The sequence below is a fragment of the Arthrobacter sp. Y3223065 genome (assembly GCF_059090885.1).
On sequence record NZ_JBNHGC010000002.1, the window covers coordinates 481,417 to 493,506 of the forward strand.

A 12,090-nucleotide genomic window follows, 5' to 3' on the forward strand; every position below is an offset into this window, starting at 1 on the left:
CGCGTCCCCCCGCCGCAGGCGCCGCCGGGATGGCGTTTGGAACGCGCTGTCTGTGACGGTCCCGCGGGCAGGTACCCTTAACCCCATGTGTGGAATCGTAGGTTATGTTGGCCGCCGCGACGGCGGGGCCGGAGTCAGCGTTGCTGATCACAGCGCCCTGGACGTCGTTCTCGAGGGCCTTCGCCGCCTGGAATACCGCGGTTACGATTCCGCGGGAGTGGCAGTCATCTCCAGCGACGGTATCGAGGCGCGGAAGAAGTCGGGCAAGCTAAGCAATCTGCTGGGCGAGCTCGAGTCCGACCCGCTGCCCGAGTCGCTGACCGGCATCGGCCACACCCGCTGGGCCACGCACGGAGGACCCACCGACGAAAACGCGCACCCGCACCTGGCCGATGACGACAAGCTCGCCGTGATTCACAACGGCATCATCGAGAACTTCGCCGAGATCCGTGCCTCCATGCTGGCCAAGGGCTACACACTTCGCTCGGAAACGGACACCGAAGTGGCCGCCGTGCTGCTCGGGGACCTCTACCGTTCCCTGGTCGCGGAGGATCCCGCCACCGCCACCCTGTCCAGAGCCATGCAGCTCGCCTGCCAGCGGCTGGAGGGCGCCTTCACCCTGCTGGCCATCCACCAGGACCAGCCCGACGTCGTCGTCGCCGCGCGCCGTAACTCGCCGCTCGTCGTCGGACTGGGCGAGGGCGAGAACTTCCTGGGCTCCGACGTGTCCGGCTTCATCGACTTCACCCGCCGCGCCGTGGAGCTGGAGCAGGACCAGATCGTCACCATTACCCCGGACTCCTTCGAGATCACCGACTTCTTCGGCAATCCCGCCAAGGGCACCGAATTCGAGGTGAACTGGGATGCCGCCGCCGCGGAGAAGGGTGGCTACCCGTCCTTCATGGAGAAGGAAATCAATGACCAGCCCGAGGCGGTCGGCCAGACCCTGCTGGGCCGTTCGGACCTGCACGGCCGGTTGACTTTGGATGAGCTGCGGATCGACCCGGAGCTGCTCAAGACCGCCAACAAGATCATTGTGCTGGCCTGCGGAACGTCGGCCTACGCCGGCCAGGTGGCGAAGTACGCGATCGAGCACTGGTGCCGTATTCCGGTGGAGGTCGAACTCTCGCACGAGTTCCGTTACCGGGATCCGATCGTGGATGCCAACACCCTGATCGTGGCAATTTCCCAGTCCGGCGAGACCATGGACACCCTGATGGCCGTCCGGTACGCCAAGGAGCAGGGCGCCAAGGTTCTGGCCATCTGCAACACCAACGGTTCCACCATTCCGCGCGAGGCCGACGCCGTGCTCTACACACACGCCGGACCCGAGATCGCCGTCGCATCGACGAAGGCCTTCCTGGCGCAGATCACCGCCGCCTACCTGCTGGGCCTCTACCTGGCTCAGCTGCGCGGCAACAAGTTCCAGGGCGAGATCAAGGACATCCTGGCCGACCTGGGCAAGATCCCGGCGAAGATCCAGAGCGTGCTGGACAACGCCCAGGACATCAAGGACCTGGCCGTGCGGATGGCCGAGACCAAGTCGGTCCTGTTCCTGGGCCGGCATGTTGGCTTCCCCGTGGCCATGGAGGGCGCGCTGAAGCTGAAGGAGCTGGCCTACATCCACGCCGAAGGCTTCGCCGCAGGCGAGCTCAAGCACGGCCCGATCGCCCTGATCGAGGAAGGCCAGCCGGTCTTCGTGGTGGTGCCTTCCCCGCGCGGCCGCAACTCGCTGCACGCCAAGGTCGTCTCGAACATCCAGGAGATCCGCGCCCGCGGCGCCAAGACCATTGTCATCGCCGAGAAAGGCGACGACGCCGTCAAGGACTTCGCGGAATTTGTCTTCTACGTTCCCGAGACGCCGACGCTCCTGGCTCCGCTGCTGACCACGGTCCCGCTGCAGATCTTCGCCTGCGCGCTGGCGACGGCCAAGGGCTACGACGTGGACCAGCCGCGCAACCTGGCCAAGAGCGTCACCGTCGAGTAACAGGCATTTGGCAGGCATGTCCACCCGCTTACTCTTTGCAGCGCCCCGATCTCCGTACAACAGGATCGGGGACTGCTCGGTTCCAAAGCGTCGCGTCCGCGCCCGCCGGGCGGCGCTGCGGCGGCGCGTCCGGCTGCTGTCGGTGCCGCCCGTGCGGTGCACCCTGATCTCCACGGGGGAGCCGGTGCTGGCACCGCGGTGTGCCCGCTCGCCGTGGTCCGTTCGGGCGGGAGCCGAAAAATGATCGTGGGCATCGGCGTGGACGTGGTGGAAGTTTCCAGGTTCCGCCGTCAGCTGCAGCGCACCCCGGCTTTGCTCGAGCGACTGTTCACGCCGGCCGAGCGGGAACTCAACACCCGGTCCCTGGCCGCCCGCTTCGCTGCCAAGGAAGCGATCGCCAAGGCACTGGGGGCCCCGTCCGGCATGAACTGGCAGGACTGCACCATCTGCGTCGACGCCGGCGGAGACCCGTATCCGGAATTTACCGGCACGGTGGCCGCCGCCTCGGCGGCCAAGGGCGTGAAGTTCTGGCACCTGTCCATGAGCCACGACGGCGATCTGGCAACAGCCATGGCGGTCGCCGAGAAGTAGCGGCCAGTTGGCGGACACCCGTTGTGGGGCGGGCTAACCTACCACCCGATAGTGCAGGTACACGACGCCGTTGCCGAAGCGATGCTCGTCCAGCAGTTCGAGGCCCACTTTCAGGTCTTCGGCCAGAAAGCGCTTCCCGCCGCCCACCACGACCGGCGAGACGAAAAACAGGCATTCATCCACCAGGCCTGCCGTGAAAGCGTGGCTGGCGAGGTCGGGCCCGCTGATGCTCAGGTCCGCCGATGCCGAGGCCTTCATGCGCCGCACGGCCTCCGGATCGAAGTCCCGTTCGATCCGTGTCCGGCTGCTTGAAGTCGTTTGTAGCGTCCGGGAGTAGACCACCTTGTCCTTTCCCAGCCATGACTCGGCGAAGTCCCGTTCCAAGGGCGGGACCTCCGGGCCCGTGGGCACGGTTTCCCAGACGACCATGACCTCGTACATGCGGCGCCCGAAGAGATAGGTGCCTACGCGTCGTTCCAGGTCATTGACGAAGGAGTGCACCTCCTCGTCGGGAACGCTCCAGTCGAAGTTGCCGTCCTGGTCGGCAATGTAGCCGTCGAGAGACATGATTGCGGAATACAGCAGCTTTGCCACGATGACTCCTGGGCTATTCGGCACGGCGGGGGAGCGTCCGCCCATTGTTTCCGACCTTCCCCATCAGCGGAAGGTCGGGTGGTCGTCCCGGTTCACTGCGCCACCGCGTTCGTCGTCGTCGTTGGACGGACCGGATCCGGGCTCATTCCAGGAAAAGCGTGCGATGCAGTAACGGTGCCCGGCCGTCAGTTGCCGCCCAGGCTCTTGACGTACGCATACGCCTCGTCGACGACGCTGAGCCACAGCCGCTCGGTGGCCGCCGAATTGTTGGCCACGGCAGGGAAAGCGACCCATTCCTTCATGGTCCTCTTTCCCATCGTGACCGGTTCCGCCGCTCCGGAAGCAACAAACTCTTCCGCCCGCTGCCGCGGAACCTTCACGATCAGGCGGTCGTCATGACCGAGGAACGCGAAGATCTTTCCACCCACCCGCAGTCCTGGACTGCGGAACATCGTGCCGCTTTCGACCAGCGGGTCATCCGAAAACCGGCCGGCAAGAGTTTCCAGCAGGACAAGGTCCTTTTCGCGATCTGATGGGGAGGCAGGCGTCATCGCTTCGTACCGAGCATCAGGCTCGTATGAAGATGGCGGATGCCGCCGCCGATTCGACCATGAGATCGCTCATGCCGACCACAACGTACCAATACGTGCGTCCGCGAACGGCGCCCGTGTCCACGAAGCTCTCGGGATTGCCGCGGCGGCGGTGCACGCGCCGGAGGGCTCCCGCCTGCGAGGGAATGAACGCCGCCTCGGCGCCCGTGGACTCCCAGCGGTAGATGGCATAGTGCCGGGGCAGCGTCCCGCTCGTTGCACCCCGCCAAATGAGCTCGACGCCGGATCCGTTCCACCGGGCGCCGGTGATCAGCGGCGCGTAGGGACGCTGGGAGCCCAGATGGGACATCACCGGGGTCATCGCCACGCGCCGGTAGAACTTGTCCTTGACGAGGCCGATGCTGCCCAGCCGATTGGCCCGGACGGACTTGGCGGAGAAGTAGACCTGGCCCCTCACCCCCGGCGTTGCCCGGCACTTCGCCGTGTGGTTGTACAGCTCGCGGGGGTCCTGCCAGTCGGCCCCCTGGGCGGGGTCGCCCACTTTGTAGGCCGCCTCCCCGATGTAGAGCTTGCAGACGGTGCCGTTCACCTGTGCCGCCCACCAATTCACCAGCGTGTTGTAGTCCGCAGCCGCATTGCCTTGGTGCCAGTACAGCTGCGGGACCACGTAGTCCAGCCAGCCTTGCTTCACCCAGAGCCGGGAGTCGGCGAACGTGGCGTCGTAGCTCTGCAGGCCGGAGGTAGCGGAGCCCAAACTATCGGTCGATCGGTTGCGCCAGATCCCAAACGGGCTGATGCCGAACAGCATCCGCGGCTTGGCCGCATAAATCGCGGCACTGAGGTCGCGGACGAAAGTATTGACGCTGCGCCGCCGGAAGTTCGCCACGCTCTCGCCGGCCAACCGGTAGGCATTGTAGGCGGCGGAGTCCGGGATGCTTTGCCCCGCGACCGGGTAGGGATAGAAATAGTCGTCGAGGTGGATGCCGTCGACGTCGTACTTGGCCACCACCTCGGTGATCACCTTGATGATGTAGCTGCGGACGGCGGGGATGCCGGGGTTGTAATAGCGCCGGCCACCGTAGGCGAAGGTCCAACTCGGGTTCTTCCGCGCCGGATGCCAGGAGATCAGGTCCGCCAGGTCCCCCGTCATGGACACGCGGAACGGGTTGAACCACGCGTGCAGGTGCAGGTTGCGGGCATGCGCCTGGCTGACCGCGTAGGCCAGCGGATCGTAACCGGGATTCCGTCCTTGGGTGCCGGTCAGATACCGGGACCAGGGCTCTCCCGCGGTCGACGGCCAAAAGACGTCTGCTGCGGGACGGACCTGCAACAGCACGGCGTTCAGGTTTCGGCTGCGGGCAAGGTCCAGCCAGTTGCGCAGTTCGGCCTGCTGAACGTCCGCCGCCAGGCCGGGGCGCGAGGGCCAGTCGATGTTCAGCACGGTGGAGAGCCAGAAGCCCCGGAACTCGTGCTTGGGCGCGTCCGTGACCCGCGGCCGTTCACGGGCGGTGATGCGGTAGACCCTGTTGATGACCGCCGCCGCGAGGCTTAGTGCGAGCGGACCGTCGGGACCGGGGGCGGTTGCGGCGCGGGATAGGCTGCCGCCCAACAGGCCTGCCGCGCCGAGCATGGTGAGGGCCGTCGCCGTCGTGAATTGGCGCCGGGAGACAACGCCTCTGGAACCGGAATCGCTGCCAGTCATGGCCAGCCCTGCCTCACGAGAACCTGATGGTAGCTCAACAATACGCCCGCGTTGGTCCCTCCGACAGTGGTTGAAACCATTGGGCAGCCGCGGCGATGCCGCCGGGGCGGGGTTGGCGTTGAGGGTTGACCACCGCCCGTGTGTCCAACGCAACGAGCACCGGGCCGATGGCTGGAACCGCCTGCCGCGCAGCCTCGATTTGCCCGTCAGCCGGACAACCGTGGATATCCATTGTCCGGACCATGAGGTATGAAGGGATCAGGGACCACAACCGATCATCAGGAGTTTGCACATGGAAGTTTGGCCGGGAGACGCCTATCCGTTGGGTGCCACGTATGACGGCAACGGCACCAATTTCGCCGTGTTCAGCGAAGCAGCGGAGGCCGTATTCCTGTGCCTGTTCGACGACGACGGTGCCGAGACGAGGATCGAGCTCAAGGACGTCGACGGCTACGTATGGCACTGCTACCTTCCGCAAGTCCAGCCGGGCCAGAAGTACGGCTTCCGCGTGGACGGGCCTAACGACCCGGGCCAGGGGCAGCGCTGCAATGTGAACAAGCTGCTGCTGGACCCCTACGCGAAGGCCGTCAGCGGCCAGATCGACTGGGCCCAGCCACTGTTCGGCTACAACTTCGGGGACGAGGATTCCCGCAACGACGAGGACTCGGCGGCGCACATGATGCTCGGCGTCGTCGTCAACCCGTTCTTCGATTGGGACGGCGACCGCAAGCCGCGCACGCCCTACCACCGCTCGGTGATTTACGAAGCGCACGTGAAGGGCCTGACCCAGCTGCACCCGGAAATCCCGGAAGAACAGCGCGGCACCTACGCCGGCATCGCGCATCCGGCGGTCATCGAGCATCTGCAGAAGCTGGGCGTCACCGCCATCGAGCTGATGCCGGTCCACCAGTTCGTCAACGACAGCACGCTCCAGGAGAAGGGGCTCTCCAACTACTGGGGCTACAACACCATCGGCTTCTTCGCCCCGCAGAACACGTATTGTTCCTCCGGCGATACCGGCCAGCAGGTGCAGGAGTTCAAGGCGATGGTCCGGGAACTGCATCTGGCCGGCATCGAGGTGATCCTCGACGTCGTCTACAACCACACGGCCGAGGGCAACCACCTGGGCCCGACGCTGTCCTTCCGCGGACTCGACAACGCCGCCTACTACCGGCTGGTCGAGGACCAGCAGCAGTACTACATGGACTACACCGGCACGGGAAATTCGCTGAACGTGCGCCATCCCCATTCGCTGCAGCTGCTGATGGACTCGCTGCGCTATTGGGCGTCCGAGATGCACGTGGACGGATTCCGTTTCGACCTGGCCTCCACCCTGGCCCGCGAGTTCTACGACGTGGACCGGCTGTCGACCTTCTTCGAAATGGTGCAGCAGGATCCGATCGTTTCCCAAACCAAACTCATTGCCGAACCCTGGGACATCGGTCCTGGCGGCTACCAGGTGGGCAACTTCCCGCCGCTGTGGACCGAGTGGAACGGCCTGTACCGGGACACCGTCCGCGATTTTTGGCGGGGCGAACCCTCCACTCTGGGCGAATTTGCCTCGCGCATCACCGGCTCCTCGGACCTGTACGAGGCCACGGGGCGGCGCCCGGTTGCCTCCATCAACTTCGTCACCGCCCATGACGGGTTCACGTTGCGGGACCTGGTGTCCTACAACGAGAAACACAACGAGGCCAACGGCGAAGACAATAACGACGGCGAATCGCACAACCGCTCGTGGAACTGCGGAGTAGAGGGGCCCTCCGATGACCCGGCGGTCCTCACCCTGCGCGCCCGCCAGCAGCGGAACTTCCTGGCTACCCTGCTGCTGAGCCAGGGCGTGCCGATGATCGCGCACGGGGATGAGCTGGGACGCACCCAGCAGGGCAACAACAACGTGTACTGCCAGGACTCGGAGCTGTCCTGGGTGGACTGGAACAACATGGACCAGCCGCTGCTCGAGTTCGTCGCCACCATCAACCGGTTGCGGGCCGAGCACCCGACCTTCCGGCGGCGGTTGTTCTTCGACGGAAAGCCGGTCCGCCGGGGCCAGGGCGAGCCGTTGAGCGACGTTGTCTGGCTCACCACTGAGGGAACACCGATGGAGCCCGAGGACTGGGACGAGGCCCTCGGCCGCTGCATCGGCGTCTTCCTCAACGGCCAGGGCATCCGCGGGCGCGACGACCGCGGGCAACGGATCACCGATGAGCATTTCCTGGTGTACTTCAACGCCGCCGACGACGAGGTGCCGTTCGTGTTGCCGCCGGGGGAATATTCGGCCGCCTGGGACATCATCATCGACACGGCCGGCGGCGAACACCTGCCCGGCCCGCTGAAGGCCGGAACGAAGGTTCCGGTCGCCGCCAAGTCGACGGTGGTCCTCAAGGCCCACAGGGCGCCGGAAGAAGAGCCAGACCACTCGGTCGCAGCCTCCGTTGCGGCGATGGCCGAGGCGGATCGGACGGCCGGGTCCGGGCAGGCCCGGCCCGAGCCGCCCGGGGAACCCGGGCAGCAGGTCGCCGGGGGCGAGCAGGGGCAGGCGAAAGGATGAGGGCCCCGGCGTCGACCTACCGGCTGCAGATCAGGGAATCGTTCACGCTGTATGACGCCGCCGGGCTGCTGCCCTACCTGCACCGGCTCGGCATCGACTGGGTGTACTTGTCGCCGCTACTGACCGCGGAGCCGGGTTCCGATCACGGCTACGATGTGGTCGACTTCGGCGCGGTGGATCCTGCCCGGGGCGGGATCGACGGGCTGCGGACCCTTTCTGCCGCCGCACGCAAGGCCGGGATGGGCGTCCTGGTCGACATCGTCCCGAACCACATGGGGGTGGCCACGGCGGCCAACAACCGCTGGTGGTGGTCACTGCTGGCCGAGGGCCGCGGGTCGCCCTATGCCGAAGCGTTCGACATCGACTGGGACGCCGGCGGCGGCAAGCTCCGGCTTCCCGTGCTGGGCGACGGCGACGCGGAGCTCGAGGCGTTGGAACTGGCCGGCGGGGAGCTGCGCTACTACGACCACCGCTTCCCCCTGGCCGAGGGGACGGGCGACGACGGCGCTACTGCCCGCGAAGTCCATGAGCGCCAGCACTACCAGTTGGTGAACTGGCGGCGGGCCGACGCCGAACTTAATTACCGCCGGTTCTTCGGCGTCAACTCCCTGGCCGGAGTCCGGGTGGAGGTGCCGTGGGTCTTCGATGAATCCCACGCCGAGATCAAGCGCTGGTTTGACGAAGGCCTGGTCGACGGGCTGCGCGTGGACCATCCGGACGGGCTGGCGGATCCGAAGGGCTATCTCCAGCGGCTGCAGGAGCTGACCGGCGGCGCCTACGTCCTGGTGGAGAAGATCCTGGAGCCGGGGGAGGAGCTGCCGGCCGACTGGGCCTGCGCGGGTACCACCGGGTACGACGCGCTGGCGGACGTGGACCGGCTGCTGGTCGATCCCGACGGGCGGGAACGCCTCACCGACGCGGCCCCCGTCCAGCCGTACCAGCACATGATCCACGGCACCAAGCGGGGCATCGCCGACGGTATCCTGCGCTCCGAGGTGCTGCGCCTGGCCCGGCTGGTTCCGGCCGGCGCCGGCCTGGACTTCGAGACGGCGGCGGATGCGATCGCCGAACTGCTCAGCTGCTTCCCGGTGTACCGGAGCTACCTGCCGGTCGGCGCGCAGTACCTGGAGGAAGCCGGGATCGCCGCCCAGGTCCGCCGCCCGGACCTGGCCGAAGCCGTCACCATCCTGCTGCCGCTGCTGCATCCGCAGGGGGTGCTGACCAAACTCGCGGTGCGGTTCCAGCAGACCTCCGGCATGGTGATGGCCAAGGGAGTGGAAGACACCGCGTTCTACCGCTATACGCGCCTGACGTCCCTGAACGAGGTGGGGGCGGACCCGTCGATCTTCGCGGTGGAGCCGTTCGAGCTCCACACCCGGTTGATCCGCCGGCAGCAGGACCTGCCGCTCGCCATGACCACCCTGTCCACCCACGACACGAAGCGCAGCGAGGACACCCGGGCCCGCATCTCGGTGCTCGCCGAACTGGCGGACCAGTGGCCGGATTGGCTGGCGGAGCTCAACCGGCTGGCACCCTTCGGGGACCTGCCGTTCGCGGACCTGCTCTGGCAGGCAGCGCTGGGGGCCTGGCCGTTCAGCCGGGAACGTGCCCATGCGTACGCGGAGAAGGCCGCCCGGGAAGCGGGCAACAGCACCTCGTGGATCGACCCGGACCCCGACTTCGAAAAACAACTCCATGCCGCCGTGGACGCGGCCTTCGACGACCCGGAGGTGAACCGGCTGCTGGTCGGGCTGGCGGAGAAGACCAAGCCGTTCGGCTGGAGCAACTCGCTCTCGGCCAAGCTCATCCAGCTGACCATGCCCGGAGTGCCCGATGTCTACCAGGGAACCGAGTTCTGGGACCATTCGCTCGTGGACCCGGACAACCGCCGGCCGGTGGACTTCAACGCCCGGCTCCAGGCGCTGGACAACCTGGAACGGGACGGGACGCCGCCGGTGGACGAAGGCGCGGCGGCCAAGATGCTGGTGGTCGCCCGGGCCCTCCGGTTGCGCCGCGACCGGCCGGAGCTGTTCACCGGCTACGAGGCCATTCCGGTACAAGGCCCCGCCGCCGACCACGCGTTCGGCTTCGACCGCGGCGGCGCCATCACGCTGGCCACCAGGCTGCCGGTGCGGCTGCAGCGCGACGGCGGGTGGCGGGACACCGCCGTCGTCCTTCCCGCCGGAGAATACCGCGATGTGCTGAGCGGGCGGAGCCACGCCTGCGACGGCGTCCTGCCGGTGGCCGGGTTGCTGGCGGAACTGCCGGTGGCGCTGCTGGTGCGCGAACAGGAGGAGTCGTCATGAGCCGGGACTTCGCGGTGTGGGCACCCCGTGCCGGCAGGCTGGAACTGCAGGCCGGCGCCGCACGGCTGCCGATGCAGGGGCCGGACGACGCCGGCTGGTGGCGTCTGGCCGACCCCGCCGCCGTACCCGAGGGGGACACCGACTACGGCTATCTGCTGGACGGCGGGGACTCGGTGCTGCCGGATCCCCGGTCGCGCCGCCAGCCGGACGGGGTCCACGGCATGTCCCGGACCTTCGACGCCGGGGCCCACCCCTGGCAGGACCAGGACTGGGTTTCACCCGGGCTCGGCGGGGTGATCTACGAACTGCACATCGGCACGTTCACCTCCGAGGGCACGTTGGATTCCGCCGCGGCCAAGCTCGACTACCTGGCCGGGCTCGGGGTGGATTATGTGGAACTGCTGCCGGTCAACGCGTTCAACGGCACGCACAACTGGGGCTACGACGGGGTGCTCTGGTACGCCGTGCAGGAAAGTTACGGCGGGCCGGCCGCCTACCAGCGGTTTGTGGATGCCGCGCACGCCAACGGCATCGGCGTCATCCAGGACGTAGTGTACAACCACCTGGGTCCCAGCGGAAACTACCTGCCGCGGTTCGGACCGTATTTGAGCAGCGGCAGCGCCAACACCTGGGGCGACTCCGTGAACCTGGACGGACCCGGTTCGGATGAGGTCCGCCGCTTCATCACCGACAACGTGCTGATGTGGTTCCGCGACTACCATGTGGACGGCTTGCGCCTGGATGCGGTGCATGCGCTGCGGGACGAACGCGCCGTGCACATCCTCGAGGAGATCGCGAAGGCGACGGACGAATGCGCCGCCCGGCTGGATAAGCCGTTGTTCCTGATCGCCGAGTCCGACCTCAACAATCCGCGGCTGATCGAGTCCCGGGAGGTAAACGGCTACGGCCTGGCCGGCCAGTGGAGCGACGACTTCCACCACGCCGTGCACGTGAACCTCACCGGCGAAACCAGCGGCTACTACGCCGACTTTGCCGGCCTGGGAGCGCTGGAAAAGGTGCTGCGGGACGGTTTCTTCCACGACGGCAGCTACTCCTCGTTCCGGGAACGGCACCACGGCCGGCCCATCAACAAGGACCGGGTGACGGCCCGGCAACTGGTGGTCTGCACCCAGAACCACGACCAGATCGGCAACCGCGCCGCCGGAGACCGGCTCACCGGCACCCTCGGCTACGGGCAGCTGGCGCTGGCCGCCGTGCTGAACCTGATGTCTCCGTTTACGCCGATGGTCTTCATGGGCGAGGAGTTCGCGGCGTCCACGCCGTGGCAATTCTTCACCTCCCATCCCGAACCGGAGCTCGGCGAGGCGACCTCTGCCGGCAGGCTCAAAGAGTTCGAGCGGATGGGCTGGGACCCGGAGGCAGTGCCCGATCCGCAGGACCCGGCGACGTTCCGCAACTCCAAGCTGGACTGGGCCGAGCCGCAAACGGGTGACCATGCCCGGCTCCTCGAGCTCTACACCCGGCTGATCGCCCTCCGAAAGCAGCATCCTGAGCTGACGGAACCGGACTTCGCGTCCGCGTCGGTAGAGTCAGACGCGGAGGAAGGCTGGCTGATCCTGCGTCGGGGCTCCTTCGCGATCTGCTGCAACTTCTCCGCCGAGCCACGGCGGCTCCCAGCCGGGACGGGCACCCTGGTCCTGGCGACCGACGACGGCGCCAAGCTCGCCGCCGGGGGCAACGCCGGCACAGCCGGGACTGCGTCCGGGGACGCCGCTGCATCCGGTCGGCTGGTGCTGCCGGCACACTCGGCCGCCATAGTCCGCAGCGGCCCCGCCCGCTGAACCGGG

General features: G+C 67.2%; 8 protein-coding genes. 5 read left to right on the top strand and 3 right to left on the bottom strand.

Going from position 1 to position 12,090, the window contains the following annotated elements:
• The first annotated feature begins 85 nt into the window (after positions 1-85).
• Together glmS and AC5RUK_RS07270 are read left to right on the top strand one after the other, a co-directional pair.
• Positions 86-1,987, top strand: coding sequence for a glutamine--fructose-6-phosphate transaminase (isomerizing) (gene glmS, locus AC5RUK_RS07265; protein ID WP_494151755.1), 1,902 nt, complete (start codon positions 86-88; stop codon positions 1,985-1,987).
• Between the two features lie 240 nt (positions 1,988-2,227).
• Positions 2,228-2,578 carry a holo-ACP synthase gene (locus AC5RUK_RS07270; protein ID WP_493988942.1) on the top strand — a complete coding sequence of 117 codons (351 nt, stop codon included), beginning with the start codon at positions 2,228-2,230 and terminating at the stop codon, positions 2,576-2,578.
• 33 nt (positions 2,579-2,611) lie between these two features.
• Here the strand turns inward: AC5RUK_RS07270 and AC5RUK_RS07275 are convergent, their stop codons facing one another.
• The 3 genes from AC5RUK_RS07275 to AC5RUK_RS07285 form a co-directional block, all read right to left on the bottom strand.
• On the bottom strand, positions 2,612-3,172 hold the full coding sequence (locus AC5RUK_RS07275) for a dihydrofolate reductase family protein (RefSeq protein WP_494151756.1): 561 nt from the start codon (positions 3,170-3,172) through the stop codon (positions 2,612-2,614).
• A gap of 185 nt (positions 3,173-3,357) precedes the next feature.
• Positions 3,358-3,723 carry a TfoX/Sxy family protein gene (locus tag AC5RUK_RS07280; RefSeq protein WP_494151757.1) on the bottom strand — a complete coding sequence of 122 codons (366 nt, stop codon included), beginning with the start codon at positions 3,721-3,723 and terminating at the stop codon, positions 3,358-3,360.
• Between the two features lie 16 nt (positions 3,724-3,739).
• Positions 3,740-5,425, bottom strand: coding sequence for a glycoside hydrolase family 10-like protein (locus AC5RUK_RS07285; RefSeq protein WP_494151758.1), 1,686 nt, complete (start codon positions 5,423-5,425; stop codon positions 3,740-3,742).
• Positions 5,426-5,717: 292 nt separating this feature from the next.
• Here AC5RUK_RS07285 and glgX point away from each other — a divergent pair, with 292 nt between their 5' ends.
• The 3 genes from glgX to treZ are packed head-to-tail and all read left to right on the top strand — an operon-like array spanning position 5,718 to position 12,084.
• Positions 5,718-7,976 carry a glycogen debranching protein GlgX gene (gene glgX, locus AC5RUK_RS07290; protein WP_494107676.1) on the top strand — a complete coding sequence of 753 codons (2,259 nt, stop codon included), beginning with the start codon at positions 5,718-5,720 and terminating at the stop codon, positions 7,974-7,976.
• Positions 7,973-10,282: a malto-oligosyltrehalose synthase gene (gene treY / locus AC5RUK_RS07295; protein WP_494151759.1), complete on the top strand. Its 2,310-nt coding sequence runs from the start codon at positions 7,973-7,975 to the stop codon at positions 10,280-10,282. The genes glgX and treY overlap by 4 nt, the downstream gene beginning before the upstream one ends.
• The gene (gene treZ / locus AC5RUK_RS07300) at positions 10,279-12,084 is read left to right on the top strand and encodes a malto-oligosyltrehalose trehalohydrolase (RefSeq protein ID WP_494151760.1); all 1,806 of its coding nucleotides are present in this window, start codon (positions 10,279-10,281) and stop codon (positions 12,082-12,084) included. The genes treY and treZ overlap by 4 nt, the downstream gene beginning before the upstream one ends.
• The last annotated feature ends 6 nt before the right edge of the window (positions 12,085-12,090 follow it).